The organism is Glutamicibacter sp. NPDC055354 (assembly GCF_053644955.1).
Map to the genome: position 1 here is coordinate 62147 of NZ_JBSHMB010000001.1, position 25768 is coordinate 87914.

Annotated in this window: 27 protein-coding genes and 1 other RNA gene; 18 read left to right on the forward strand and 10 right to left on the reverse strand. The window is 60.3% G+C overall.

Annotated elements, in window-relative coordinates; genetic code table 11:
- Positions 1 to 217 precede the first annotated feature (217 nt).
- From ACWICV_RS00290 to ACWICV_RS00355, 14 genes are all read left to right on the forward strand, one after another.
- Positions 218 to 1438 carry a CpaF family protein gene (locus ACWICV_RS00290; protein WP_402473779.1) on the forward strand — a complete coding sequence of 407 codons (1221 nt, stop codon included), beginning with the start codon at positions 218 to 220 and terminating at the stop codon, positions 1436 to 1438.
- Positions 1439 to 1440: 2 nt separating this feature from the next.
- Positions 1441 to 2292 (forward strand): type II secretion system F family protein, encoded by an 852-nt coding sequence (locus tag ACWICV_RS00295; protein ID WP_105662565.1) that lies wholly within the window; start codon positions 1441 to 1443, stop codon positions 2290 to 2292.
- Positions 2289 to 3230 carry a type II secretion system F family protein gene (locus ACWICV_RS00300; RefSeq protein ID WP_400290715.1) on the forward strand — a complete coding sequence of 314 codons (942 nt, stop codon included), beginning with the start codon at positions 2289 to 2291 and terminating at the stop codon, positions 3228 to 3230. The genes ACWICV_RS00295 and ACWICV_RS00300 overlap by 4 nt, the downstream gene beginning before the upstream one ends.
- A gap of 81 nt (positions 3231 to 3311) precedes the next feature.
- A complete protein-coding gene (locus ACWICV_RS00305; protein WP_286134310.1) occupies positions 3312 to 3527 on the forward strand; it encodes a hypothetical protein in 216 nt (71 codons plus the stop codon).
- 6 nt (positions 3528 to 3533) lie between these two features.
- A complete protein-coding gene (locus ACWICV_RS00310) occupies positions 3534 to 3953 on the forward strand; it encodes a TadE family protein (RefSeq protein WP_400290717.1) in 420 nt (139 codons plus the stop codon).
- Positions 3946 to 4392 (forward strand): hypothetical protein, encoded by a 447-nt coding sequence (locus tag ACWICV_RS00315; protein WP_105658364.1) that lies wholly within the window; start codon positions 3946 to 3948, stop codon positions 4390 to 4392. Before ACWICV_RS00310 ends, ACWICV_RS00315 begins: the two co-directional genes overlap by 8 nt.
- The gene (locus ACWICV_RS00320) at positions 4385 to 4840 is read left to right on the forward strand and encodes a hypothetical protein (RefSeq protein WP_133834484.1); all 456 of its coding nucleotides are present in this window, start codon (positions 4385 to 4387) and stop codon (positions 4838 to 4840) included. The genes ACWICV_RS00315 and ACWICV_RS00320 overlap by 8 nt, the downstream gene beginning before the upstream one ends.
- Before the next feature lie 391 nt (positions 4841 to 5231).
- On the forward strand, positions 5232 to 6347 hold the full coding sequence (gene prfB / locus ACWICV_RS00325; protein WP_105658366.1) for a peptide chain release factor 2: 1116 nt from the start codon (positions 5232 to 5234) through the stop codon (positions 6345 to 6347).
- Between the two features lie 280 nt (positions 6348 to 6627).
- Positions 6628 to 7425 carry a cell division ATP-binding protein FtsE gene (gene ftsE / locus ACWICV_RS00330; protein WP_105658367.1) on the forward strand — a complete coding sequence of 266 codons (798 nt, stop codon included), beginning with the start codon at positions 6628 to 6630 and terminating at the stop codon, positions 7423 to 7425.
- The gene (gene ftsX / locus ACWICV_RS00335; protein ID WP_454090941.1) at positions 7422 to 8336 is read left to right on the forward strand and encodes a permease-like cell division protein FtsX; all 915 of its coding nucleotides are present in this window, start codon (positions 7422 to 7424) and stop codon (positions 8334 to 8336) included. Before ftsE ends, ftsX begins: the two co-directional genes overlap by 4 nt.
- Before the next feature lie 107 nt (positions 8337 to 8443).
- On the forward strand, positions 8444 to 9853 hold the full coding sequence (locus ACWICV_RS00340; protein ID WP_332487267.1) for a peptidoglycan DD-metalloendopeptidase family protein: 1410 nt from the start codon (positions 8444 to 8446) through the stop codon (positions 9851 to 9853).
- Positions 9854 to 9907: 54 nt separating this feature from the next.
- Complete coding sequence (gene smpB, locus ACWICV_RS00345) at positions 9908 to 10387, forward strand: SsrA-binding protein SmpB (protein ID WP_105658370.1); 480 nt, start codon at positions 9908 to 9910, stop codon at positions 10385 to 10387.
- 113 nt (positions 10388 to 10500) lie between these two features.
- Positions 10501 to 10869, forward strand: a transfer-messenger RNA (tmRNA) gene (ssrA, locus tag ACWICV_RS00350).
- Positions 10870 to 11046: 177 nt separating this feature from the next.
- Positions 11047 to 11520: a DUF2568 domain-containing protein gene (locus ACWICV_RS00355; RefSeq protein WP_166650814.1), complete on the forward strand. Its 474-nt coding sequence runs from the start codon at positions 11047 to 11049 to the stop codon at positions 11518 to 11520.
- Between the two features lie 47 nt (positions 11521 to 11567).
- Here ACWICV_RS00355 and crcB read toward each other — a convergent pair whose 3' ends face one another.
- The 7 genes from crcB to aroA form a co-directional block, all read right to left on the reverse strand.
- Positions 11568 to 11948: a fluoride efflux transporter CrcB gene (gene crcB, locus ACWICV_RS00360; RefSeq protein ID WP_400290723.1), complete on the reverse strand. Its 381-nt coding sequence runs from the start codon at positions 11946 to 11948 to the stop codon at positions 11568 to 11570.
- On the reverse strand, positions 11948 to 12409 hold the full coding sequence (locus ACWICV_RS00365) for a CrcB family protein (RefSeq protein ID WP_402473785.1): 462 nt from the start codon (positions 12407 to 12409) through the stop codon (positions 11948 to 11950). Before ACWICV_RS00365 ends, crcB begins: the two co-directional genes overlap by 1 nt.
- Positions 12406 to 12891 (reverse strand): universal stress protein, encoded by a 486-nt coding sequence (locus ACWICV_RS00370; RefSeq protein ID WP_454090940.1) that lies wholly within the window; start codon positions 12889 to 12891, stop codon positions 12406 to 12408. Before ACWICV_RS00370 ends, ACWICV_RS00365 begins: the two co-directional genes overlap by 4 nt.
- A gap of 74 nt (positions 12892 to 12965) precedes the next feature.
- A complete protein-coding gene (locus ACWICV_RS00375) occupies positions 12966 to 13595 on the reverse strand; it encodes a metal-dependent transcriptional regulator (RefSeq protein ID WP_454090939.1) in 630 nt (209 codons plus the stop codon).
- 14 nt (positions 13596 to 13609) lie between these two features.
- Positions 13610 to 14416 (reverse strand): inositol monophosphatase family protein, encoded by an 807-nt coding sequence (locus ACWICV_RS00380; RefSeq protein WP_454090938.1) that lies wholly within the window; start codon positions 14414 to 14416, stop codon positions 13610 to 13612.
- Positions 14417 to 14430: 14 nt separating this feature from the next.
- The gene (gene rsgA / locus ACWICV_RS00385) at positions 14431 to 15522 is read right to left on the reverse strand and encodes a ribosome small subunit-dependent GTPase A (protein WP_454090937.1); all 1092 of its coding nucleotides are present in this window, start codon (positions 15520 to 15522) and stop codon (positions 14431 to 14433) included.
- Entirely contained in the window at positions 15522 to 16838 is a 1317-nt protein-coding gene (gene aroA, locus ACWICV_RS00390; RefSeq protein WP_454090979.1) for a 3-phosphoshikimate 1-carboxyvinyltransferase, read from the reverse strand. The genes rsgA and aroA overlap by 1 nt, the downstream gene beginning before the upstream one ends.
- 295 nt (positions 16839 to 17133) lie before the next feature.
- Here aroA and ACWICV_RS00395 point away from each other — a divergent pair, with 295 nt between their 5' ends.
- Entirely contained in the window at positions 17134 to 17787 is a 654-nt protein-coding gene (locus tag ACWICV_RS00395) for a sigma-70 family RNA polymerase sigma factor (protein WP_166650812.1), read from the forward strand.
- A gap of 1 nt (position 17788) precedes the next feature.
- Positions 17789 to 18049, forward strand: a complete 261-nt coding sequence (gene rsrA / locus ACWICV_RS00400; protein ID WP_105658379.1) for a mycothiol system anti-sigma-R factor — start codon at positions 17789 to 17791, stop codon at positions 18047 to 18049.
- Positions 18050 to 18121: 72 nt separating this feature from the next.
- Here rsrA and ACWICV_RS00405 read toward each other — a convergent pair whose 3' ends face one another.
- From ACWICV_RS00405 to ACWICV_RS00415, 3 genes are all read right to left on the reverse strand, one after another.
- Entirely contained in the window at positions 18122 to 18196 is a 75-nt protein-coding gene (locus ACWICV_RS00405) for a 50S ribosomal protein bL37 (RefSeq protein ID WP_369299107.1), read from the reverse strand.
- A gap of 98 nt (positions 18197 to 18294) precedes the next feature.
- On the reverse strand, positions 18295 to 18900 hold the full coding sequence (locus ACWICV_RS00410) for a GDSL-type esterase/lipase family protein (protein ID WP_105662568.1): 606 nt from the start codon (positions 18898 to 18900) through the stop codon (positions 18295 to 18297).
- 214 nt (positions 18901 to 19114) lie between these two features.
- Positions 19115 to 22873, reverse strand: a complete 3759-nt coding sequence (locus ACWICV_RS00415; protein WP_454090936.1) for a multifunctional oxoglutarate decarboxylase/oxoglutarate dehydrogenase thiamine pyrophosphate-binding subunit/dihydrolipoyllysine-residue succinyltransferase subunit — start codon at positions 22871 to 22873, stop codon at positions 19115 to 19117.
- Positions 22874 to 23302: 429 nt separating this feature from the next.
- Between ACWICV_RS00415 and ACWICV_RS00420 the strand changes: the two genes are divergently transcribed.
- Together ACWICV_RS00420 and ACWICV_RS00425 are read left to right on the forward strand one after the other, a co-directional pair.
- The gene (locus tag ACWICV_RS00420) at positions 23303 to 24619 is read left to right on the forward strand and encodes a hemolysin family protein (protein ID WP_105658381.1); all 1317 of its coding nucleotides are present in this window, start codon (positions 23303 to 23305) and stop codon (positions 24617 to 24619) included.
- Positions 24612 to 25685, forward strand: coding sequence for a hemolysin family protein (locus ACWICV_RS00425; RefSeq protein ID WP_332594812.1), 1074 nt, complete (start codon positions 24612 to 24614; stop codon positions 25683 to 25685). Before ACWICV_RS00420 ends, ACWICV_RS00425 begins: the two co-directional genes overlap by 8 nt.
- Positions 25686 to 25768 lie beyond the last annotated feature (83 nt).

Consider the following 25768-nt stretch of genomic DNA (forward strand, 5'->3'; position numbering starts at 1 on the left):
TCCCATCTAAACCAGCATTGAGGGCGGCGCTGGAAGATAAGAATCTTGGTGTGGAGAAAGTACCAAGAACTATCCACAACTTCGGGAACCTCTTGAAAGCGGTCTCTGCTGCAGATAGCATCCCTTGTCATACGAATAGGTATGCTGCACCGACGACGCGCTCGCCGATAGTCCCCGAGATCGGGATCCTCCAGTAGGGAAGCCAAAGGAGTCAGTCGTGGATGCGCTGTCCATTGTCGAAGACGAAGTACGCGAGCTGGTTCGCCGGCGTGGATTGGACCCGGCAAAGCAGCCAGCGATGATCCGATCACTTATTGAAGAGGTCATTCGCGACTACGACGAACGCGCATTGCTTGGCGCCGTGCCTTCACTTGGATCGCTAGAGGCTGCCCAACGTTCAGTATTCGATAATGTGGCCGGGTTCGGAGCGCTGCAACCCTTATTGGATGATCCTTCTGTTGAAGAGATCTGGGTAAATTCTCCACATCAAGTATTTTGCGCCAGAGGTGGCCAAAGCGAACTGACCCACATACGCATGGAATCGGCAGAAATCGCGGCTCTAGTAGAACGCATGCTCAAAACGTCGGGCAGGCGTCTGGACCTTTCCCAGCCATTCGTCGACTGCCAATTGCCTGATGGGTCTCGTCTTCACGTTGTGATTCCAGACATCACCCATGAGCATTGGGCCATCAACATTCGTAAGTTCATTGCTCGCGCGGGAAAACTTGAAGATCTAGTTGAGCTGGGAGCCTTGAGCGAACAAGCAGCGAGGTTCCTTTCTACGGCGATCAGTGCCGGTCTGAATGTCATCGTTACTGGCCCTACACAAGCCGGCAAAACGACAATGCTCAACTGTCTGGCATCAGCGATCGGCCCCAGGGAACGCATTATCACCATCGAGGAAATCTTTGAGCTGAATCTTTCACTGAGAGATGTCGTTGCAATGCAAACTCGCCTCGCCAATCTTGAAGGCACCGGTGAAATCACGATGCGCCGGCTGGTCAAGGAGGCCTTGCGCATGCGCCCGGAACGGATCATTATCGGCGAGGTCCGCGAAGCAGAGTCCTTGGATATGCTCATTGCCCTGAACTCGGGAATCGCGGGGCTATGTACCTTGCATGCGAATTCTGCCCGCGACGCTATCACAAAAATTTGCACTTTGCCGTTGCTTGCAGGACCAAATATCACCAGCGACTTCACCATCAAGACCGTGGCTGCATGCATTGACCTTGTGGTTCATTGCGTGCGGAGTCCACAGGGCCATCGCTATGTCAACGAGATTCTCAGCGTGCGCAACCGCGTGGAGGAAGGACAAATTGAGTCCTCGACGCTATTCGAGCGGCAAGCCGATCGCCTGCTGCCGGCTCGGGGAGCCGATTGGTCCCATGAAAAGTTTGATGTCGCTGGAATCAATATTGCCGATTTGATGGCGGTGTAGCGGTGGTTGCTTTCTTTGCTCTCCTTGGCGGGCTAGGCATTGCCCTTATGGTTGACTGGTTGCTCTTCGCCCCGTGGGCAAAATCGCCCAAACGAAGCTCGGCCATCAAGAATGCTCTTTTGCATGCAGGAATGAGCAATCTGGCTCCGGCAAAATTCATCGTGATTTGCTTGGTCTGCGGGCTGACTTCCGCGTTGGTGACGTTGGGACTCACCGCTTCGTGGCTCTTCGCCTTGGTGTTTAGCATCTTCGGTTCATTCGCACCATGGGTCTACCTGCGCCATCAAGCCACCAAGCGCCGCACAGCATTGCAAGAACAATGGCCAGAGGTGGTTGATCACTTGCGAAGTGCCATCCGGGCGGGCCTATCTCTTCCCGAAGCATTGAGCCAATTGGCTGTCGTCGGCCCGCAGGTATTGCGTCCGCTATTTCGGGATTTCGCATTGGACTATCGAGCCACAGCGAACTTCTCCGTGGCGCTGGACCAGCTGGGCGAACGCTTGGCAGACCCGGTAGCCGACAAGATTCTCACGACATTGCGGATTACGCGTGAAGTCGGGGGCACCGACTTGGGGCATACGCTCACAACTTTGTCGGCATTCTTGCGCGATGACGTGAGAACACGAGGGGAACTCGCTGCCCGCCAATCATGGATTGTCTCGGCAGCGCGTTTGGCAGTCGCCGCGCCATGGATCTTGCTGTTGGTCTTGGGCACCCAGGAAGCTGCGAAGGATGCATATATGACGTTCGGGGGAGTGATAGTGCTATGCCTGGGCATGCTGGTTTCCCTCGTTTGCTATCGAATCATGCTCCGGCTGGGCACCTTGCCAGTAGAAGAACGAGTCCTGGCATGAACAGCTATACACCGTGGGCGGCGCTTTGCGGTTTGGGACTTGGCATAGGCCTTTGGCTGGTCTTTGTGAACCTGCCGGGCTGGCGAAGAATGGCCTTCGCTGATCGTATTGCGCCCCATGTTCGCGTTGGCGTTCGAAGCTCACGCATGCTGGAAGACTCATGGCACTCTGACTCCGGGCACTCGGCTTTAGGCCAACTCGCTGCCCCCATGTTGCTGCAAATCAAGAAGCTGGCTAGCCTGCACAGTCCTTCGGCAAGTACTCTTCGGAAGCGTCTGAACGCTGCCGGATTGGACATGAGCGTAATTGACTACCGGTCTCAAGAAATTGTTTATGCTCTGGCAGGCCTAGTAGCAGGATCTGCGCTCATGGCCTTTGCCGCCGTTCAGTATCATGTCTCTTTGATCCTATCGGTGCTAGTCGTTGTTGGTTTCGGGATTGTTGGCTATGCATTGCGTGGTTGGTGGCTTGGCGAACAGATCCATCGGCGGGCCAGGAAAATATTGACTCAGTTTCCAACCGTGGCCGAAGTGCTGGCGCTAACTGTCGGCGCAGGCGAATCAACCACCGGGGCCATCGAAAGAATTTCACGAATCTGCCACGGGGTGATCGGTGACGAATTCACCAAGACTTTGAACGACATTCACGCAGGCACACCGATGGTCCAAGCGATGCAGAATATGTCCGACCGGATGCAAGTTGGAGCCATGACGCGATTTGTCGATGCAATCGTTGTTGCAACAGAGCGAGGCACACCATTGGCTCAAGTGCTCAGAGACCAAGCACAAGACGTCCGCGATGCGTCCAAACGAGAACTTATGGAAGTTGCAGGAAAACGCGAGATTTCCATGCTGGTCCCGGTCGTGTTCGGAATTCTTCCTCTCACGATCGTTTTCGCCGTATTCCCCGGTCTGGCGTTATTGGAGATGAGTTATTGATCGGAGCATAGAAAAACTTGAATCTCCCACTTTGAAATCCTTTAGCAAGTTAGAAGGGCCGTCATGAATCACATACAAGAAATGATGCTCAAACTGGTATTGCAAATCACTGCAACCGGTGAACTACTCTTTCGTAAGGTTTCCCCGAAACTCAGGGATAGCAGAGGCGACGTGCCCGGATGGGTCATGATTACACTCATGTCCGCGTTGCTGGTTGCCGCCTTGCTGGCCATTGCAGGGCCTAGGCTGCAGGACCTGTTCAACCAAGCGATCGATCGAGTTTCCGGATTGGGATAACCGCGCATGTGGTCGAGTGCGGGGTCTCCTGGAAATTCGGAATCTGCGGAACTTGTAGATTGCGAGAACGGGTCTGCTGTAGCCGAATTTGTCATGGTCACAACGTTGCTTGTGGTCATCGCAATGATGCTCATCCAACTCGCGTTGGTACTGCATGTGCGCAACACCCTGATTGACGCAGCATCGAACGGCGCCCATTACGGTGCTTTGGCCAATCGGTCAGTATCCGACGCTCGAAGCAGAACTCGGATATTGATCACCGAAAGCTTGCATGGCGGATTTGCCCGTGACATTGCTGTGAGCACAACCCGCGTTGGTGATAGCCAGTTGGTAACCGTATCGGTTAACACGAGGGTGCCCTTAATCGGGTTCTTGCCCAACGGGTGGGATTTGCAGGTTCAGGGAGAAGCTGTGCGTTATGGGTAGAGCCAAGTATCTCGCTGCCGCGATGCACAAGAGAATCCGGGCCGAAGATCGCGGCAGCGCGATAGTGGAGTTTATTTTTGCTTCAACTGTCTTGCTGATTCCCATGGTGTACCTGATTCTGGCCGTCGGACAGCTGCAAGGCGGTAGCTATGCCGTGGTTGGAGCTGCTGATCATGCAGCGAAGGTTTTCGCCGCCGCCGATAACCCCGCCCAGGCAAGGTCAGATGCGCACGCAGTCGTACGAAGAACCATGAACAACTTTGGATATGCCGACGCTCGCACATCGATTAGTTGCGACAAGGAATGCTTGAGTCCGGGCAGTGTCGTCACTGTGACGGTAGCGTTGGATGTTCCCCTTCCTTTCGTTTCCGACTGGGCAGAGGTATCTGCTTTCACCGTGGATTCTTCAGCCTCGCAAAGGACTGATCGCTTTGGCTAGGACAAAACGCGCTGCCCTGAATCCACGGGACGAGGATGGACAATCCTTAGTGCTGGCAATCGGCTTGTGCGCCATCACTTTGCTGACTATTTCAGTGGTGCTAGCAGTCAGCGCAGTCAACCTCAAAGCGCGTCAGCTGTTGTCAATTGCCGACGGGGCGGTCGTGGCTGCCGTGGATGAATTCGAATTTGTTGCGGACAATGGCGACCCGAGGATTCAGTTGGACCAGCAGCGCGTGCAACAAGCCGTGCAACAGTACCTTTCGGATGTGGGTGCGGCCGGCCGCGTCGACAATTTACGCATTGGCCGGGTGCAGATCACGCCTGATGGGCAAGGCGCGAATCTCGTGCTGCAGGGCTCGGTGCAACCGCCGATAGTGGGGTGGATCGTTCCAGACGGAGTACCAATATCTGTAGATTCATCAGCAAGAACTGTACTGAGCAGGTGAACACCTCCGCGCAGAGCAGCATGGATGTTCCAGGGAAGCGGGAAATGCACAAGTACGGGGAAGCAAGAGAAAGAACGTGTCAGCGAGCAACGCTGCTGCATGCCCCAGGAGCGGAATCCAAGAAGGATGGATCCAGCGCAACCGGATCCATCATTTTTGCGGTAGTTCGGGCTTCTTTGGAAGCTTGCGGACCCCACCTCCAAATCCCAGTTCAGAAATACTGTTCGAGAACTGACTGGCCGGATTCCCGATCGACCCGTGGATGCAAGCCTTGCAAGTTGGCTAGGGGTTCCACAGCGCGATTTTCAGTGAAAACCTCGATTGGAACTTCTTTTCGGCGATAGCACCGGACTCATTGATCAATGGCTAAATGACGTAGTCTTAGAGGACCATGGCAAAAACTGACTTCTCCGCTGAAATCCGCTCACTGCGTTCTACATTCTCCGCAATTGAAGACGTGAGCGATGTCGAGCAGATCAAAGCTGACATCGCAGTCCTCTCGGAGGAAGCTGGCGTTCCGAACCTCTGGGATGATCCGGCCGCCGCGCAGATCGTTACCAGCAAGCTATCGCATCGCCAGTCTGAGCTGGAACGGCTGACCCGGCTTAAGACCCGCATCGACGATTTGGAAGTCTTGGTTGAGCTTGCTGAACTTGAAGACGACGATGATACGTTGCACGAAGCGGATAGAGAGCTCGTCAGCGTCCAGAAGTCCCTTGCCGAACTCGAAATTGTTACCCTTCTCAACGGTGAATTCGATGCTCGCGGAGCGGTTGTCACGATTCGCTCCGGTGCCGGCGGCGTTGATGCCGCCGATTTCGCAGAGATGCTTTTGCGCATGTACCTGCGCTGGGCTGAACGCCGTGGTTACAAGGCCACCGTTATGGATACTTCGTATGCCGAGGAGGCCGGCCTTAAATCGGCAACCTTCGAAATCGACGCACCGTATGCCTTCGGCACACTCTCGGTAGAAGCCGGCACGCACCGTCTGGTTCGTATTTCACCATTCGATAATCAGGGACGTCGCCAGACGTCGTTTGCCGCAGTGGAGGTCGTGCCGCTGATTGAGCAGACTGACACCATCGAAATCCCTGAATCTGAAATCCGCGTGGACGTCTTCCGTTCCTCTGGCCCTGGCGGACAGAGCGTTAACACCACCGACTCTGCAGTACGCATGACGCATATTCCTACCGGAGTTGTCGTCTCGATGCAGAACGAAAAGTCGCAGATCCAGAACCGTGCTGCCGCACTTCGAGTTCTGCAATCGCGGTTGCTGCTTCTGAAGAAGGAACAAGAAGACGCCCAGAAGAAGGAATTCGCCGGAGATGTGAAGGCATCTTGGGGCGATCAGATGCGTTCCTATGTGCTTAATCCGTACCAAATGGTCAAGGACCTGCGTACCGAACATGAAGTCGGCAATACCCAGGCAGTACTTGATGGTGAAATTGACGATTTCATTGATGCAGGCATCCGCTGGCGTGCAGGACAGCGTCGCCCTAGTAAGTAAGCGAAATCGCGAATTCCAGCTGGTCTAAACGCTTTTGCCACAGAGGGTGTAAGTATCATCACCGTTACGAACTCCGTTTCGCTAATTCCAGCTAGTCATGCCTAAGCTGGGCATTCTGCGTTAGCTGTATGTACGGCATGAATCTCGCAACACACCTTATATTTCGGCTGGTTAGCTACCTGGCACCGATAGTGTTTGGAAGACTGGCGCACCAAAAGACGTTTGATCTCGAGATTGGTATTCGTGGGTCGCGCCCCGACGAAGACTAGCGATTGAAGACATGATTAAATTCGAAAACGTCTCGATGGTTTACGAGCCAAAGCAGCAGAATGCAGCTTTGGACGATATAAACATCGAGATAGACCGTGGCGAGTTCGCCTTCTTGGTTGGCGAATCCGGTTCGGGTAAGTCGACCTTCCTCAGCTTGGTGCTGCGCGAAAAGCGCTCCACCGACGGATCCGTCTACGTGGCGGGACAGAACCTCAACCGTATTCCGAGCCGCCGTGTGCCTAAGCTGCGCCGTGACATCGGTTTCGTTTTCCAGGACTTCCGCCTGCTGCGCGAGCGCACGGTCTTCGACAACGTCGCGTTCGCTATGGAGGTCATTGGAGCTTCACGGGCCCAGATCCGCGAGCGTGTGCCAGATGCACTTAAAATGGTCGGCCTTGAAGATAAGGCGCGTCGCAAGCCAACTGAACTTTCCGGTGGCGAGCAGCAACGCGTCGGCATTGCCCGCGCCATTGTGAACAGGCCCTCGATCCTGCTTGCCGATGAGCCTACGGGTAACCTCGACCGCAAGAACAGCATCGAAGTCATGAACGTGCTCAACCGCATTAACCAGAACGGTACGACTGTCCTGATGGCTACGCACGCACATGAACTGGTGAGCGAATACCGCCACCGCGTTATTGAACTGAGTCGCGGGCAGGTCATCCGCGATGAAATTGATGGACAGTACGCCCCGATGACCACCGTGGTGAACCAGGACGGTTCGCGCGAACTGCTCGTCGGCGATTCCGCCGTGGAGTACGACGAAGAGTCACAGGTTGCTGAGGACAAGAAAGACGAGGACCAGTGAGACTAGGATTTATTCTCCGCGAAGCGGCGAAGGGCCTGCGGCAGAATGTCGTCATGGTCGTCTCTGTGGTGCTGGTGACTTTCGTATCGTTGACCTTCGTCGGTGCCTCGGTATTACTGCAGCTCCAGATCAACCAGATGAAGGGCTACTGGTACGACCGCATGGAAGTTGCGGTGTACCTCTGCGATGACACGAGCACTTCGCCCAACTGCGCTGGTAGCGCGGTTTCCGAAGAGCAGCGCCAGAGCATTGAAGAGATGCTCAAATCAGAGCAGCTTACGCCGTATATCAAGGAATTCGCCTACGAGTCGAAGGACCAGGCATACGAAAACTTCCTCGACCAATACGAGAACTCGGCATTGGTTGACCAGGTCACTGCTGAGCAGCTGCCCGAATCATTCCGCGTCGCACTGGTAGATCCGGAGAAGTATCCGGTGATCAACGAAGCGTTCTCCACGGTACAAGGCGTTGACTCGGTCATTGACCAACGGGAACTGCTTGAAAAGGTCTTCCAGTTGGTGCGCGTGGCATCCGCCGCCGCTGCTGTCGTTGCAATCGTGATGATTGTTTGCGCGGTGCTGCTGACCGGTACGACTATCCAGCTCTCAGCCATGCACCGGCGACTCGAAACAACGATCATGCGACTGGTTGGTGCATCGAAAGCAACGATTCAGCTGCCGTTCATTATCGAAGGAGTCATCGCGTCGCTGATTGGTGGATTGCTGGCTTCTGGCACCTTGTGGTTGCTGCTGAAGTTCCTCGTCGAGGATAAGTTGGCCAATGAAAACGTCGGTGTAGCGTTCATCTCCACCAGCGAAATATGGCTAGTTGCTCCGATACTCTTGATTATTGGTATCGTTTTGGCCACAATTTCATCAGTGGTAACGTTGAAGCGTTACCTGAAGGTTTAGCTGAAACGTTATCTAGGCTTGAACTGAAGTACGCAATTTCTAAAAGGAGCTTTATGCTGTCGAACGCAGTGCGACGTAAATTCTTACGCGCCTCCATCGGTGGAGCAATGGCTCTCGCGCTCACGCTGCCCGCAGGGCTGGTAGCCGCCGATGAGCTGGACGACAAGAAAGCTCAAGTCGAAAAGAACATCGATACCCTCGAGAACGACATGGAATTCTTGGATGCCGACATTCAAGAAACCGACAGGAAATTGCGTGACCAGCAAGCACAGGTTCCTGTAGCCCAGCAGGCATTGGCTGACGCGCAAAGCCGCGTAGCCAATGCACAGGCCACCCTTTCCGATCTCAACAACCGCTTAATCAGCGCGCAAGCGACTCGTGATGAAGTGGCTAAGCAGATCGAGGAAAACGCGGCTAAGCTTTCCGACGCTCAAGATGCGATGGCGCAGATCGCTTCTGAGGCTTATAAGCGCGGCGGCGTTTCTGGCGGGCTGGACATGATCCTCAACATGGATTCGGCGACCAAGATGGCCGATGGCCTGGACATGGCCAACCGCGCCATGGAATCCCAGAATGCCGCATACAATGACCTGGCCCAGGAACAAGCCAGCAATGAAAGCAACAAGCTTCGCCTGGTTGCTGTTGAAAAGGAAATTTCCTCCCTGAAAGCCCAGGCTGAGGAAGCCTTGGCGCAGGAGCAGGCGGCGCGAGATGCTGCGCAGAACGCCAAGAACGAACTGGATGCGCTGGTTGCCAGCACCGAAGAACTCAGTGCTGAACTTGAAGCGCAGAAGCCGCGTATCCAGGCGAAACTGCAATCGCAGCAGAAGGAATACGCCGCGGTCAACCAGCAGATCAAGGAACGCCAGGAGCGCTTGATCAGGGAAGCTGCCGAACGCAAGCGCAAGGCAGAAGAAAAAGCGCGCCGCGAAGCAGAAGCCGAGCGAAAGCGCATCGCTGAGGAAAAGGCGGCCTACGAAGCTGAGCAGGAGCGCAAGGCAGCAGAAGCTCGCGCAGAGAAAAAGGCCTACAAGAAGAAGGCCTATGTAGCACCGAAATCCGAGCCAAAGGCACCGACATATGCCGAGCCAAGCAGCTGGGGTTTGGTTAAGCCCACTACCAGTAACCGATTGACCTCGACCTTCGGGTGGCGCCCGACTCCAGCTGGAACAATCGACTATGGCGGCCGTGGCGGCTATGTCCACGCAGGCATTGACTGGGGATTCGGCGGCCAGTGCGGCTCGCCAATCACGGCTGCTGCCTCCGGTGAAGTGTGGATGGCCGGTTGGGGCGGATCCTCGGGTAACAAGGTCACCGTTTCTCACGGCGTCATCAAGGGCAAGGCCCTGGCCACCAACTATCACCACATGTCCCGCATCGCGGTAAGCGTCGGCCAGCATGTGAAGCAGGGCCAGGTTATAGGCTACGTTGGCACCACCGGCAATTCGACCGGCTGCCATCTGCACTTCGAAACGATCATCAATGGTTCACATGTGAACCCCTTGGGACTTCTCTAGCGCTAGACTTGTAATCTGTGCGCGGGAATCCGCCCGCGACATGCAAGGAGTAACGTGGCTAAGAAGAATCAAGAAGATCGAGTAATCGCGAGCAACCGCAAGGCGCGCCACGATTTCGAAATACTCGACACCTTCGAAGCTGGCATGGTGCTCACGGGTACTGAGGTGAAGTCGCTTCGCGAAGGCAAGGCCTCGCTGGTTGACGGTTTCGGCCAGTTCTACCGTGGCGAGCTGTACATCGAGAACGTCTACATCCCCGAGTACCTCAATGGATCGTGGACCAATCACGCGGCCCGTCGTCGCCGCAAGCTCTTGCTGCACCGCCAGGAACTGCTCAAGATCGAACGCAAAATCAGTGAAGCCGGCCTGACCGTCGTCCCGCTGAGCTTGTACTTCAAATCCGGTCGGGCGAAGCTGGAGATCGGCGTTGCCCGCGGTAAGCGCGAATACGACAAGCGCCAGACCTTGAGGGAAAAGCAGGATAATCGCGAGGCGTTGCGTGCCATGCGCGAACGCAACCGCGGAAACGCATAAGGCTAGCTTGTGGCGCATTTCGCATTGGGGGAAACCCGGGCAGTGCGCTATGATTGGTAGACACGCCCTAGGGTGTGGTTGTACCCGGGAGACCGGGACTGACAACAAAATACGGGGATGATCGGTTTCGACGGTGTGAGTCGCGACAGATGAAGCGGGCCGAGGACGCAAAGTTATCTCGTAAACGCCCTTTGCAAACCAATAAGTGCCGAATCAAAGCGCACTGACTTCGCTCTCGCTGCCTAAGCAGCCAGACGGTCCGTTAGCCAGGGGACGCTATCGCCCCTGTTCCTAACGTCATTTAGATAGCCAATGTATCCAGCGGATGTTGCCGCTTCTGGATACACATTTAGGCAACTGTGCCCGGATCAACCACATGTTTGCGTGATGGTTGGGGCAGAGAAAATCCGCAGCAAACTGCGCCCGGAGAAGACCTGGCAACACCACATCGGACGGGAGTTCAATTCTCCCCATCTCCACAATATCCAGCTCCGGAGCCAGGCCCATAGGTCTGGCTCCGGAGCTTTTTGTTTGTTTCGGAGTCCGCAGTCACATCGCGAGCCTGTTCGCGGGATGGAGAATTTACACATAGACTTGAAATGAAAGTCCAAGGCTTTCGAAACGACAGCGTGTGCAGAAACGGAGTGAGATTGAAGTCGATGGGTAAAAACAGTTCCCAGCGGGTATCGCCTTTCCTTTCAGCAAGCTATGCGGCAGTTGCCTTCCTCTTGGAAGTAGGATTGCTTTTCGCCGCGGCACTAGCCGCTATCGCTTTCATCCCATGGCCGACAATTCCAGCAATCCTTGTAGTAGTTGTCCCGCTGCTGATCCTCTGGTCGATTTTCTTCTCGCCGAAAGCCGTCATCAAGTTGAGGCTGCGAACCCGTCTGCTCCTGGTCCATATCATTTACCTCATCGGCGCCTACGTGCTGTGGCTGAGCGTCGACCATTCCTTCTACGATCAATCGCAGATTTGGGCCATCGGAATGCTTGCGTTGACCGGCATCAGCGCCATTCTGGTCATCGCCACCGGCGGATACGTGGTCCCGCACGATCGAACCAAGCAGCCACCGAAGCAAGTTCCGAGCCGGGCACGAGCGGGTGCTCCCAAGGGACGCCGGGCAGCACGCTAGAACTGATGGAATGCCAAGCCGAAAGGCTTGGCATTTTTCGTTTGCGGCTAGAAGTGCCCAGCGACGTGGTAGCCGAGCAATGCCGCGAGCACCGCTCCAGCGAGGGTCCCCAATGCATTGGCCAGGCTGGCTGCGAGGCGGCCGGCCTGGAGCAGCCGGACAGTTTCGAAACTGGCCGCCGAAAACGTCGTGTAGCCGCCGAGCAGTCCTGAACCTATGGCCGCAAGCCATTGCGCCGACAACAACTGCTGGGCCATCAGCCCGGTCAGCGCACCCAGCGCGAAGGAGCCGGAGAGATTGACCAGGATCGTGCCCCAGGGCAGCGGGGCCGGAAGCCACCGCTTGATCAGGGCATCGACCACGAAACGCAGGCAGGCGCCAAGGCCGCCGCAGAGCGCAACGATAAGAAATAAGCCGGGGGAGAGCACTAGTGAAGCCCTCCCGATTTCCGGGCCATGCGCCTAGCACCGGCGGCGATTCCGCACCAGGTTGCCAATGCACCGAAGAACACCGTGAACAGTGCGTAACCCAGGGCATGGAGCGTTGCGCCGGATGCGAACATCTGCATGCTGCCGGTGGCCAGCGCGCTGTAGGTCGTGAAGCCGCCCAGGAAACCGGTGCCCAGCAGCAGCCGCAGCCGGTGACGCTTGCCCTCGTCGAGGCCGGGATGCGAAAGCGCCTCGAGCAGCAGGCCGAGCAGGAACGCCCCCAGCATGTTGGCTAGGAAAATCGCGATCGGGAAACCGCCGGGATCTGGCAGCAGCAGGCCCAGGCCTTGCCGGCAGGCAGTACCGGCAGCGCCACCAAGGAATACCAGCAGCAGGAAACGCGGGTTGAGGAAGGAACCCTGCGCGGGGCGCTGGGCCATGGGTGTTGGCGGACGGGTCATGAATTGCGAATCTGTTCTGCGCGGAGTGGCGGGATGAGGAGCACCGGATGGCGCTGTCGATGGGTCAGATGCACCGCTACCGAACCGTTGAGCAGTTCCCCAATAGTGTTGGCCATAGAACGCTCCCGAACCCCGAGCACAATCAGCGCCGCATCATGCTGCAGGGCAAGATGCGACAGCTGCTGACCGGGGCCACCGGCCGCGGCATGCGCCTGCCATTCCAGTCCCGATCCGCCGAGCTGGGCTTCGAGCTGCTGCAGAAGCCGTGCCGGGAAACGCTCAATTGCTTCGTCCCCGGATTCGGGATCCAGCGGTGCGCTGCGGATGGTGCCATCGGGAAGCTCTTCGAGCCGATAGCGGGTGGGATCCACGTGGACGCAAAGCAACCGCGCTCCGAGCGCGCCGGCGAGGTCTGCGGCTGCGTCCAGAACGTGGGGATCGAGGCGATCCGGGATGCCCAGGATGATCGGTCGTGTCTCCAATGGCCCTCCCTTTGGCAGTGGGGCGCACCGTGCAGCGCGTCGCTGGTTTTAATTCTTGCACAGCCGGCAATCAGCTAGGCTTTACGCACCCAGATCAGCGAAGCCTCAATGAAATCCAGCTGATGCGGCAGCTCGATGACCGCCCCGGGAACCAGCCCCTGGGCGGCGGCACGACGCAGGAACTGGGGGTCTTCATCGCTGATCCGGTCGATGACGGCCCGGGCACCGGAGTAGCGGTCAAGCCGGATGGCCCCGGAGACCGGCAGTTCCCCTTCCGCGCTGGGAATCGCGTCGCCATGCGGATCGTGGCGCGGGTGGCCCAGCCGGGCTTCCAGGGCGTTGATGAAGCGGTCGGTGACGGTGTGCTCCAGGGCCTCGGCCTCGTCATGCACCTCGTCCCAGCCGTAGCCCAGCTCATCACGCAGGAAGGTTTCCAGCAGGCGGTGGCGGCGCACCATGCGCAAGGCCTCGCGCCGGCCGGTGCCGCTGAGCGTAATGGCCCCGCGCGGCACGTGATGGACCAGGTGCTTGGCTGCGAGCTTCTGCACCATGGCGGTGGCCGAGGCAGGGGACAAGCCCAGCTGGTCGGCCAGCGCGCCGGTGCCCACTTCGGTGTCTTCCCATTCGGTGAGCAGGTACACCGCCTTGAGGTAGTCCTCTTCGCTGGTGGTCAGCCCGGCCGGCCCGCGTCGTGCGGTTGCCATCGTCCTCGTGCTGCCTAGCTGCGGTTCAGGTAGGGAAGGATCGCCTCGTGCAGCTTGCCGTTGGTGGCCAGGGCGTTGCCGCCATGGCAGCCCTCTTCTCCGGCCACCGAGGTGAAGCGGCCCCCGGCTTCGCGTACCACCGGCACCAGGGCGGCCATGTCGTAGAGCTCCAGTTCGGGTTCGAAGGCCGCATCGACCGCGCCTTCGGCCAGCAGCGCGTAGGACAGGAAATCCCCGTAGCCGCGGGTGCGCCACGCGGTATCCAGCAGTTCCAGGAAGCCCTCGAGCTTGCCGGCCTCCTTCCAGCCGTTCAGCGAGGCGTAGGCCAGCGAGGAGTCAGACAGCTCGCTCACCGAGGAGACCTTGATCTGTCGGGTGGCGGTGGTACCGGCGGTGGCACCCGGTTCGGTGACGTACGCGCCCAGGCCGCTCGCGGCATGCCAGCGGCGGGTCATGGCCGGGGCGGAGATGACTCCCAGCACCGGTTCGCCGTCGATCTCCAGCGCGATCAGCGTGGCCCAGACGGGTACACGGCGCACGAAGTTCTTGGTGCCGTCGATCGGGTCGATGATCCAGCGCCGGGAGCCGGTTCCGTGCACGCCGAATTCTTCGCCGAGCACCGAATCATCGGGGCGGTGGGCGGCCAGCTCGGCCAGGATCAGCTGCTCGGCGCCGCGGTCGGCGTCGGAGACCGGGGTCATGTCCGGCTTGGATTCGACCACCAGGTCGTTGGCGCCGTAGCGGGCCAGGGTGAAGGCGTCGACCTTCCCGGCCAGAGCCAGGGCGAAGTCGAGATCTTGCTGCAGGGTGTATTCAGCCATGGTGTTGCGGGCGCCTAGAGCGCGCCGAGCTCCTTTTCGTGCGTGGTTTCCTCGGTGGTGACCAGCCGGCGGTAGGAGGCCAACCGGTCAGCGGCCTGGGTGCCTTCGGCATTTTCGGCCCAGGCTTCCAGCGCGCAACCCGCCTCGCCGGCGGCATGGGTGCAACCGCGCGGGCAGCCGGTGGCGATTTCTGCCAGGTCCTCGAAGGCGGCCAGGATATTGTCCCGGTCTACCAGTCCCAGCCCGAAAGAACGGATGCCGGGGGTGTCGATCAGCCAGGATCCAGGGGTGTCGCCCAAGCGCAGGGCCAGGGCGTTGGACGAGGTATGGCGTCCGCGGCCGGTGACCGCGTTGACGTGCCCGGTGGCGCGGGTCGAACCGGTCAGGGCGTTGACCAGGGTGGACTTGCCTACTCCGGAGTGGCCCAGCACTACCGAGACGCAGCCGGAGAGGATCTCTTCGAGTTCGGCCAGCGCGCCGGCACCCAGCCGGGCGCTGGAACCGTCGGCGCCGCGCGCGTCCACGCCGGAGGCGTCGGCAGTGGTGGTGCGGGAGATGACCACGGGGAACTCCAGTCCCTCGTAGTGCTTGAGGAAGTCGGCCGGATCCTTCACATCCGCCTTGGTCACGCACAGCACCGGCTGGATGCCGGCGTCGAAGGCGGCGACCAGCGCGCGGTCCACGAAGCCGGTGCGCGGCTCGGGATTGGCGGCGGCCACGACGATGACCAGCTTGTCGACATTGGCGACGACCACGCGCTCGGTGGCGTCGGTGTCGTCGGCGCTGCGGCGCAGCAGCGTGGTGCGCTCTTCGATGCGGATCAGCCGGGCCAGGGTATCGGGCTTTCCGGAGGTGTCGCCCACCAGTCCCACCAGGTCCCCGGGCACGATCGCCTGGCGGCGCAGCTCGCGGGCCCGGGCGGCGATGACGATGCGCTCCGTGGCGGTGTCCTCATCCAGGATTGCGGTGTAGCGGCCGCGGTCCACGGTGATGATGCGGCCGATGACCGCCTGTTCGTAGGCCGGGCGGTCCTTGGTGCGCGGACGGCTGCCCTTCTTGTTGGGGCGGACGCGGACCGAGGATTCGTCGTAGTCGGAGTAGCGCATTAGCCCTGGCCCTTTGCGGTAGCCGCCATGCGGGACCATAGCTGCGGGAAATCCGGCATGGTCTTGGCGGTGGTGGCGATGTTTTCCACGCGCACCCCGTCGATGGCCAGGCCCAGCAGGGCACCGGCGGTCGCCATGCGATGGTCCTCGTAGGAATCGATATCCGCTGCCTGCAGGGCTCCGGGAACGATTTCCAGCGCGTCCGCGGTGGCGGTGATTCTGGCGCCCACCTTTGACAATTCGGTTTCCAGCGCGGCCAGCCGATCGGTTTCATGGCCGCGCAGGTGCCCGATGCCGGTCAGCTTGCTCGGCGAATCGGCCAGCACGCACAGTGCTGCCAGGGTAGGGGCCAGCTCGGAGGCATCGGCGTAGTCGATGCCGCGGATGACTCCGGTTCCGCGCACGGTGAGCACGCCGTCGCCGCCGTGGCTGACTTCCGCTCCCATCGCGGCCAGTATTTCTACCCACTTGCCGCCGACCTGGGTGGTCCTGGCAGGCCAGAAGGGCACGCGCACGGTGCCATGGCTCGCCAGCGCGGCGGCCAGGAACGGTCCGGCGTTGGACAGGTCCGGTTCCACGGTGACGGTGAAGCCCGCCAGCTGGCCCGGGACGATGCTCCAGCCGCGCGCATCGGCATCGACGCTTACCTCTACGCCCAAATCGCGCAGGGTCTGGACGGTCATCGCGATGTGGTCCGGGGAAGCGATAGGCCCCGGCGCGGCGCGCAGCTTCAGCCCGCCGGGCAGTGCCTGGCCAACCAGCAGCAGCGCGGAGATGAACTGGGAGCTGCCCGACGCGTCGATGACCACTTCGGCATCCTGCTTCAGCTCGCTGGCATCAATGGTGAAGGGCAGCATGCCGGTGCTCCCGGCGTAGTCGATGCGGGCGCCCAAGGCTGCCAGCGCGTCCAGTACCGGGGCCATGGGCCGCACGCGGGCCGCGGCGTCGCCGTCGAAGGCCACCTTGGCGCCGGCGACGGCAGCCAATGGGGGAACGAAGCGCATCACCGTGCCCGCCAAGCCGCAGTCGATCGCCAGCGGTCCGGCGGCCAGCTGGCCCGGGGTGATGTCCACGGTGGTGGAGCCGTCGGCCTGCTCGGTGCGCTTGATCCCGACCCCGAATCCGGCCAGGGCGCTGAGCATCAGCTCGGTGTCGCGGCTGATCAGCGTGTTGTGGATCGTGGATGGCGAGGAGGCCAGGGCCGCAAGGATCAGATACCGGTTGGTCAGCGACTTCGAAGCTGGCACCGGGACGGTTGCATCCAGTCCGGCGGCGGCATAGGGCGCTGCCCACCAGTTCTTTTCTGCGTCGTGCAGCTGATCGAGGGGGCTCCCGGGGGCGCTTGCAGTGCTGATTGGTAGATCCTTAGGCTCGAGGCTTCAATTCGGGGCCGCTGGCAGTACCGCAAGTACTGTGCGCCCACTGCCTAATTCTAGCCGAGATCGGTGCGGGAATAAGGCTTTAGCTCCGCTGGTTATACCTACTGTGACGATACGACAGGACACTTCAAACGCCGGCGGCACCGCTTGCGCCGTCGCCGAGCAACCGCGGCCGGCCCGGGCCCGCGCTGGCACGCGCATAAAGCCGTTCGAACGCGTAGACTCGGCAGTGATGAACAACAAGAGTGTGGACGAGAATTTGCCCGATGTGGCCTCCGAGTCCGAGCAGCAGCGCCGCGAACGCTTCGAGCGTGACGCGATGCAGTACGTGGACCAGCTCTATTCGGCTGCCCTGCGCATGGCGCGCAACCCGTCGGATGCCGAGGATTTGGTGCAGGAGGCCTACACCAAGGCCTATTCCGCCTTCCACCAGTACAAGCCGGGCACCAACCTGAAGGCCTGGCTGTACCGCATCCTGACCAACACGTACATCAATTTGTACCGCAAGCGCCAACGCGAGCCGCTGCGCACTTCCACCGATACGGTCGAGGATTGGCAGATGGCCCAGGCGATGGAGCATTCGCCGACCGGCTTGCGCTCAGCCGAGGCCGAGGCGTTGGACCATCTTCCGGATTCGGATGTGAAAGCCGCGCTGCAGTCGATCGGCGAGGATTTCCGCATGGCCGTCTACTTCGTGGATGTCGAGGGCTTCAGCTACAAGGAAGCCAGCGAGATCCTGGGCGTGCCGATCGGCACCGTGATGTCCCGGTTGCATCGCGGACGGAAGAACTTGAGGGAACTGCTGGCCGATTACGCAGCAGATCGTGGGATCGCCACCGGCACCCAGAGCAAGAGTGCCGCCAAGGCTGACCGAGGAGCGAAATAAGATGGATTGCAATTCAATGGGTGATTGCGCCGATGACCGCATCGTCCGCATCTACGAGTACCTCGACGGAGCGCTGACGCTCGATGACCTCAAGGAGGTCAAGTCCCATCTGGATGGCTGCCCGGAATGCACCGAGCAGTACGATCTGGAGTGCATCATCCGCTCGGTGGTGCGCCGCAGCTGCCAGGAGCATGCCCCGCAGACCTTGAAGGCCAGCATCATCGCGCGGATCTCGCAGATCCGCGTGGAATCAGGCCACTAGCACGGCAAAGAGAAACCCCGTATCTTCCGAGTTGATCTCGAAGGGTACGGGGTTCTTTTTTGTTCGCTTCGCTTAGCTGTTTGGGCGCTTGCCGTGGTTGGCACCGCCACGCTTGCGATCGCGACGCTTACGAGCGCGCTTCGACATGGTGACTCCTTAGAGGGAACAATATTGCTTCCCGAAAATTCGGGCCGGCTCATAGTCTTTCACACTTCCGGCCCATTTTCCTAACGGACCGGCGGTCCCTAGCCCTCGCCTGGCTCAGGCAACTCCAGCCAGGAATACCAGCCGCGGTGCAGCACCAGCCAGGCCATCAGCCCGTAGCCTGCCTGGCCGGGCACCCCGCCGGAAGCGTTCAGATCGGCACGCCACTGGGCATGGGAACGCAGGGGCGTGAAAGTATCGACGTAGTGGTGGTTGCGGCGCAGCGCCACATCCGAGTAGACGCGGTTCAGTTCTGCCACGCGCTGGTTGCGCGCATCATCCAGGCCCGGGGCCGGGCCGACCAGCAAGGCCTTGATGTTCATCTGCGAAGCCGAATCCAGGATGTTGGCCAGATTCAGCCGGCTGCGCGCGGTGGTGACATCCAGATCGACGTCGCGGTCCGAGAGCGCGATGACCAGGCGGTTTTCGTATTGGTCGCTGAATCGGCGGGAAGCTTCCCCCAGCCAGCGTTCGGCCAGCGCTTCGGATCCCTCGGCCGGGGAAGCCAGGACGAAGGACTGCAGGCGCAGTGCCGGATCCTGGGTGCGGGCCATGACGCGGCCGAACCAGCCCAGGCCCCGCGGGTCGCCATGTCCGGCCAGTAGCTCATCTCCGATTGCGGTAATTCGGATTGTGCGTAACTCCAACTGGGCGACCTTTCGTTGGCTCAAAAATGATGAATCGCTCCCCACCTTAGCAGTCGGAACGCTGGCATCGGGGGAGGCGGTCATTGGTTAAACCCCACAATTCCCTGCGAAAAACCAGCGCCGGGTTAAAGCGCTGTTGCCGGCGAACCTCCGAGGTGGAACCCCCGGATAGTTCGCCGGCAACAGTTGGCCAGCAGCGTTCAAGCGATGCGGTCTAGCGGGCGAAAGCCTGCTGGATCAGCACTGCGTTTTCTGCGTCGTGGCGCTTTGCATTGCCAGCGGAGGTCGCAGCCGATGCCGGGCGGGAGATCAAGGTGATCTTCTGCTGCAGTGCCGGTGCAACGTACAAGCCGAAGAACGGCCATGGACCCTGGTTCGCAGGCTCGTCCTGGACCCAAGCCACCTCGGCGTTCGGGTACTTGGCCAGTTCGGCAGCGATCTGCTCGGCCGGAGCCGGGTAGAGCTGCTCGACGCGTACCAGTGCGGTCTTGGTGTCGTTCGTCTTCGTGCGAGCGGCCAGCAGATCGTAGTAGACGCGGCCCGAGCACAGCAGCACCTTGTCCACGGCGTTCGCATCGGTGATCGACGCATCGCCGATGACCTCGCGGAAGCCTCCGGTGGTGAAGTCCTCTACCGAGCTGGCCGCGGCCTTCAGGCGAAGCAGCTGCTTCGGGGTGAAGACGATCAGCGGCTTGCGCGGACGGGCGTAGGCCTGGCGGCGCAGCAGGTGGAAGTGGTTTGCACCGGTGGAAGGCTGGGCAACGACCATGTTGTTTTCGGCGCACAGCTGCAAGAAGCGCTCGATGCGGGCCGAGGAGTGGTCCGGGCCCTGGCCTTCGTAGCCGTGCGGCAGCAGCATGACCAGCGAGGAGGACTGCGACCACTTCTGCTCTGCGGAGGAGATGAACTCGTCGATCACGGTCTGCGCGCCATTGACGAAGTCGCCGAACTGCGCTTCCCACATGACCAGTGCATCCGGGCGTTCTACCGAGTAGCCGTACTCGAAGCCGAGCGCGGCGTATTCGGAGAGCAGGGAGTCGTAGATCCACAGCGGTGCCTGGTCTTCGGCCAGGTGGTGCAGCGGGTACCACTCGGTGTCGTTCTCGCGGTCGTGGAAGACTGCGTGGCGCTGCACGAAGGTGCCGCGGCGCGAGTCCTGGCCTGCCAGGCGGACCGGCACGCCTTCCATGGTCAAGGTGCCCAGGGCTGCCAGTTCTGCGAAGCCCCAGTCGATGCCGCCTTCGCGGGACATCTTCTCGCGGCGCTCGAGCAGCGACTTCAGCTTGGTGTGCATGGTGAAGCCGGCCGGGATATCCAGGTGGGCGGCACCAATCTTCGCCAGCGTCTGGGCGGTGATGGCCGAGCCGCGTGCGCCGTCGACGGTGTTCTCGTCGGCAGCCTGGGCGAATGGCTTCTCCAGGTCGTTGATGGTCGAGCCCGGGGTGATGATCGGGATCGGCGAAGTCTGGGCCGCATGCGTCTCGGCGAAGATGCGCTCCAGGTTCTCCTTGTACTCGGCCAGCACGTTCTCGGCTTCTTCCTGCGTGATGTCGCCGCGGCCCACCAGGGCCTCGGTGTACAGCTTGCGGGTCGAGCGCTTGGCTTCGATCAGGTTGTACATGATCGGCTGGGTCATCGAAGGGTCATCGCCCTCGTTGTGGCCGCGGCGGCGGTAGCACACCAGGTCGATGACGACGTCCTTGCCGAACTTCTGGCGGTACTCGAAGGCCAGCTGGCCCACGTGCACCACTGCCTCCGGGTCATCCCCGTTGACGTGGAAGATCGGAGCCTGCACGGTGCGTGCAACGTCGGTTGCGTACACCGAGGAGCGCGAGGAGCTCGGCGCGGTGGTGAAGCCGATCTGGTTGTTCACGATCACGTGCACGGTGCCGCCGGTCTTGTAGCCGGGCAGCTGGCTCATGGCCAGTACCTCGGAGACCACGCCCTGGCCGGCGAATGCGGCGTCGCCGTGGACCAGGATCGGCAGCACGGTGTTCTTCTGGTTCAGGCGGTCCAGCTTGGCGCGGGTGATGCCCTCGAGCACTGGATCGACTGCTTCCAGGTGCGATGGGTTGGCAGCCAGGTAGATCTTGGTCTGGTTGCCGGCATCCGAGGTGTACGAACCCTCGGTGCCCAGGTGGTACTTCACATCGCCCGAACCCTGGACCGAGCCCGGGGTTGCGGTGCCTTCGAATTCGCGGAAGACCTGTGCGTAGGTCTTGCCGGCGATGTTGGTCAGCACGTTCAGGCGGCCGCGGTGGGCCATGCCGATCGCGACCTCGTCCAGCTGCTCGTCGGCTGCGTCGGAGATGATCGCATCCAGCAGTGGAATCAGCGATTCGCCGCCTTCCAGCGAGAAGCGCTTCTGGCCGACGAACTTGGTCTGCAGGAAGGTCTCGAAAGCCTCGGCGGAGTTGAGCTTGCTCAGGATGCGCAGCTGCTCTTCGCGGCTTGGCTTGGCGTAGCCGGATTCCAGCTTGGCCTGGAACCATTCGCGCTCTTCGGGGTTCTGCAGGTGCATGTACTCGGTGCCGATGGTGCGGCAGTAGGCATCGCGCAGCACGCCGAGGATGTCGCGCAGCAGGCCGCGGTCCTTGCCGCCCAGGCCGCCGGCCAGCCATTCGCGGTCCAGATCCCACAGGGTCAGGCCGTAGGAATTGATGTCCAGGTCCGGGTGCTTGCGCTGGACGTATTCCAGCGGGTTGGTATCGGCCATCAGGTGGCCGCGCACGCGGTAGGAGTTGATCAGGTGCTGGATGCGGGCAACCTTGTTGACCTGCAGGTCGATGTCGACCTGGTTGTCAACGGCCCAGCGAACCGGCTCGTAAGGGATGCGCAGCTGCTCGAAGATCTCGTCGTAGAAACCCTGCTCGCCCAGCAGCAGCGACTCGACCAGCTTCAGGAATTCGCCCGAACCTGCACCCTGGATGACGCGGTGGTCGTAAGTGGAGGTCAGGGTGATGTGCTTGCCGATACCCAGGGCGGCCACGGTCTTCTCCGAGGAGCCGCGGTACTCTGCCGGGTATTCCAGTGCGCCAACGCCGATGATCGCGGCCTGGCCCTTGGACAGGCGTGGAACCGAGTGAACGGTGCCGATGCCGCCTGGGTTGGTCAGCGAAACGGTGGTGCCTGCGTAGTCGTCAGCGGTCAGCTTGTTGCCGCGGGCGCGCTTGATCAGGTCTTCGTAGGTGGCCCAGAACTCGTTGAAGCTCAGGGTCTCGGCAGCCTTGATGTTCGGCACGGCCAGCATGCGGGTGCCATCCGGCTTCGGCATGTCGATCGCGATGCCGAAGTTCACGTGGGCTGGCTGGATCGCAGTTGGCTTCTTGTCGATCACGTCGTAGGTGACGTTCATCGACGGGATCTGCTTCAGCGCACGGATCACGGCGAAGCCGATCAGGTGGGTGAAGGAGATCTTGCCGCCGCGAGCACGCTTGAGATGGTTGTTGATGACAATGCGGTTGTCGATCATCACCTTGGCCGGTACGGCACGCACGGTGGTAGCGGTAGGCACGGTGAGGGAGGCATCCATGTTGGTTGCGATGGCCTTCATTGGTCCACGCAGCGGGGTGCGCTTTTCCTCACCGAAAAGTTCGGTGGACGGCGTGGCCTTCGGAGCCTGTGCCGGGATCGGCGCAGTCTTCAGTGCTGGCTCGGCCTTCTTGGCTTCAGCGGCCGGAGCTGGTGCTGCCTTGGCAACCGGTGCTGGTTCGGAGGCACGGGCCTGGGCTGCGGCGCGTGGCGCACCCTGCCCGTTGGCTGCAGACGCTGCGGCAGGTGCTGCCGCTGCTGGCGCCGGCTGCGCTGCCGGTGCTGCTGGTGCCTTCTTTTCGGCGGCGAGAGATTCGAAAATATCCCACCATTTCTTATCTACCGAGTTCTTGTCGACGAGATACTGTTCGAACAGCTCGTCTACTAGCCACTCGTTTCCACCAAACTCTTCAGTAAGTCGGTGGTGTGCTTGCTCTGGCACGTGCAACGCCTCTTCCCTGATTTCTACGTTGTTCTAGCTTGAGCCGGTGGTCTTTCGAGGACGTGATACGACCACTGCGGCCCACAAGATTTCTAGACCTGCGCACCAGTCTAGTGACTTTTCCGCCCACTTGGCCACGGCACGTATGTAATGTCACGAAAGTGTTGCGCCTAACATGCCGTTCAGCGTATCCAAAGCACCGCTGGGCGAGCATGTGTCGAAGTGGTGCGCAATGGCCCTTCGTTCGATAGACTAATTCGCACTATGGAATCCCACTCTCCAAGCCGGTGTGCCGCCCAAGGGCGCAGTGCCGGCCACAACAGTCCATGTTCAGGAAGTTCCGCCTCCCTTTTGGAGCCTTCTAGTTGCCGCCCTGTCGGCACTGGAACTGAACTTCGCACGCCAGTGAATAGGCGGCGGTAAACGCCTATGGAATGGCTCTCAATACTTTTCGGCCTGCTGCTGATTCTCGGCACCGGCTTCTTCGTGGCCGTGGAATTCTCCCTGGTCGCCCTGGATAAAAGCACCGTGCAGCGTGCCGTAAATGACGGCGAGCGTGGCGCCAAGCCGCTGCTGCAGTGCCTCACCTCCCTCTCTACCCAGCTGTCCAGCTGCCAGCTGGGCATTACGCTGACCACGCTGCTGACCGGCTACGTGCTTGAACCCGCAATGAGCGCGCTGCTCGAGCCGTTGATGGAACAATTCGGCATTCCGGCCGCAAGTTCGCTGGCCATTGCCGTGGTGATCTCGATGGTCGTTGCCACTTTGCTTTCGATGCTGATCGGCGAACTGGTCCCGAAGAACATGGCAATTGCCCAGGCGATGAAGGTTGGCAAGCTGCTGGCCCGCCCGCAGCTGGTTTTCACCGCCATCTTCAAGCCGGCCATCATCGTGCTCAACGGCTTCTCGAATGCGGTACTGCGCAAGTTCTTCGGACTCGAAGCCAAGGAAGAAATCTCCGCGGCCCGCTCCTCGCAGGAACTGGCATCGCTGGTCCGCCGTTCGGCTCAGCTGGGCACCTTGGATGTGCAGACCGCTCGCTTCGTGGAATCCACCATTGAATTCTCCGAGCGCACCGCCGCCGACGTGATGACCCCGCGAACCTCGATGTCCACCATTGATTCCGAGGCGGCCCTTTCCGAGCTGATCGAGGTCAGCGCGGACACCGGCTTCTCGCGTTTCCCGGTCACCACCGGATCCACCGATGAAATCCAGGGTATCTGCCACGTCAAGGCAATTGTCTCGGTGCCCCGTGAACGCCGCGCAGCGCTGCAGGTAGGCGAGTTCGCCCGCGACGCGCTGTACGTTCCGGAAACCATTCACCTGGATGTGCTGCTTGAGCAGTTGCGCGCCGCCGAATTCCAGGTCGCGATCGTGATGGACGAATACGGTGGAACCGCTGGTCTGGTGACCCTTGAAGACCTGGTCGAAGAAATCGTCGGCGAAGTTTCCGATGAGCACGACGAGGACGAGGAGGAAGCCGTCACCCAGCCCGACGGCAACTGGCTGTTCCCGGGCATGTACCGCCCGGACCAGATCAACGAGAACTTCGATACGGACGTCATCCCGGAAGAGTCGACCTACGAAACCATCGGCGGCTTCATGCTCGCCGAATTGGGCCGCTTGGCTGAACTCAATGACCGCGTCGCCACCGAGCATGGCACCTTCACGGTGACCGAGCTCGATGGCCGCCGCATCTCGCAGGTTCGTTTCGAACCAGCAGTGCAGGAGGATGGCAATGAATGACTTCATGGGCCTGGTCTGGCTGATTGTCCTGCTGGCTGGCAATGCCTTCTTCGTTGCCGGCGAATTCGCGGTGATGAGTGCGCGTCGTTCGCAGATTGAACCCTTGGCCGACGAGGGCAATAAGCGGGCAAAGATCGCGCTGTACGCCATGGAGCATGTTTCGATCATGCTCGCGGTGTGCCAGTTGGGCATTACCGTTTGCTCGCTGCTGATCCTGAATATTTCGGAGCCGGCGATCCACCACCTGCTGGCCGAACCGCTGACCATGATCGGCATGGCCGAATCCGCTGCGGACACCGTAGCGTTCCTGATTGCCTTGATCGTGGTGACCTTCCTACACGTGACCTTCGGCGAAATGGTGCCGAAGAACATTTCGGTTTCCGTTGCGGACAAGGCCGTGCTGCTGCTGGCCATGCCACTGGTCGGCCTGTCCAAGGTGCTCAAGCCGATTACGGCGTCGCTCAATGGCGTGGCGAACCTGGTGCTGCACGCTTTCGGTATTGAACCGAAGGATGAGGTGGCCAGCTCGTATACCGCCGCTGAAGTTCGATCGATCATCGATGCTTCATCCGAGGAAGGCGCGCTGGATGAGGACGATGCCGCACGCTTGACCAAAGCGCTGGAATTCTCCTCGGTTACCGCGCGCAGCTGCATGGTTCCGCTGGATGACCTGTTCACCTTGGAGTACGGGCAGACCACCGCGCGCGCTTTCGAGAAGAAGGTCGGCAAGACCGGATTCTCGCGCATGGTGATCACCAAAAACGAGGTTCCGGTGGGCTACTGGCACGTGAAGGACGTGATGCTCATCGATGATGCCCACTCCACGCAGCCACTGCTTGATTTGCCATTGCACCCGCTGGGCCGGTTGGAGCAGGACACCGAAATCGAGGCCGCCCTGGAAGCGATGCGGCAGGAAGGCAACCACCTTTCGGCGGTTGTCGACGAGTCGGGGGCAACGCTCGGCGTGCTCTTCCTGGAGGACGTGATCGAGGTGCTGGTCGGTGAAATCACCGATACCACGCGAAAACGCGTCAACCCGCCTCGCAGCGAAAAACGGGCAAATTAGCTCAAGCTCACCCCAGAGTGCATATTGCGAATGACTCGCAACTGATACGATTGACTGCGGCACCCATTGCGGGTGCCGCAGTT

Coding starts and splice junctions, on each gene's coding strand:
- ACWICV_RS00300 (WP_400290715.1), top strand. CDS start 2,289: ATGAACAGCTATACACCGTGGGCGGCGCTTTGCGGTTTGGGACTTGGC.
- ACWICV_RS00305 (WP_286134310.1), top strand. CDS start 3,312: ATGATGCTCAAACTGGTATTGCAAATCACTGCAACCGGTGAACTACTC.
- ACWICV_RS00310 (WP_400290717.1), top strand. CDS start 3,534: ATGTGGTCGAGTGCGGGGTCTCCTGGAAATTCGGAATCTGCGGAACTT.
- ACWICV_RS00315 (WP_105658364.1), top strand. CDS start 3,946: ATGGGTAGAGCCAAGTATCTCGCTGCCGCGATGCACAAGAGAATCCGG.
- prfB (WP_105658366.1), top strand. CDS start 5,232: ATGGCAAAAACTGACTTCTCCGCTGAAATCCGCTCACTGCGTTCTACA.
- ftsE (WP_105658367.1), top strand. CDS start 6,628: ATGATTAAATTCGAAAACGTCTCGATGGTTTACGAGCCAAAGCAGCAG.
- ACWICV_RS00340 (WP_332487267.1), top strand. CDS start 8,444: ATGGCTCTCGCGCTCACGCTGCCCGCAGGGCTGGTAGCCGCCGATGAG.
- ACWICV_RS00355 (WP_166650814.1), top strand. CDS start 11,047: ATGGGTAAAAACAGTTCCCAGCGGGTATCGCCTTTCCTTTCAGCAAGC.
- ACWICV_RS00365 (WP_402473785.1), bottom strand. CDS start 12,409: ATGACCCGTCCGCCAACACCCATGGCCCAGCGCCCCGCGCAGGGTTCC.
- ACWICV_RS00375 (WP_454090939.1), bottom strand. CDS start 13,595: ATGGCAACCGCACGACGCGGGCCGGCCGGGCTGACCACCAGCGAAGAG.
- ACWICV_RS00380 (WP_454090938.1), bottom strand. CDS start 14,416: ATGGCTGAATACACCCTGCAGCAAGATCTCGACTTCGCCCTGGCTCTG.
- rsgA (WP_454090937.1), bottom strand. CDS start 15,522: ATGCGCTACTCCGACTACGACGAATCCTCGGTCCGCGTCCGCCCCAAC.
- ACWICV_RS00395 (WP_166650812.1), top strand. CDS start 17,134: ATGAACAACAAGAGTGTGGACGAGAATTTGCCCGATGTGGCCTCCGAG.
- rsrA (WP_105658379.1), top strand. CDS start 17,789: ATGGATTGCAATTCAATGGGTGATTGCGCCGATGACCGCATCGTCCGC.
- ACWICV_RS00420 (WP_105658381.1), top strand. CDS start 23,303: ATGGAATGGCTCTCAATACTTTTCGGCCTGCTGCTGATTCTCGGCACC.
- ACWICV_RS00425 (WP_332594812.1), top strand. CDS start 24,612: ATGAATGACTTCATGGGCCTGGTCTGGCTGATTGTCCTGCTGGCTGGC.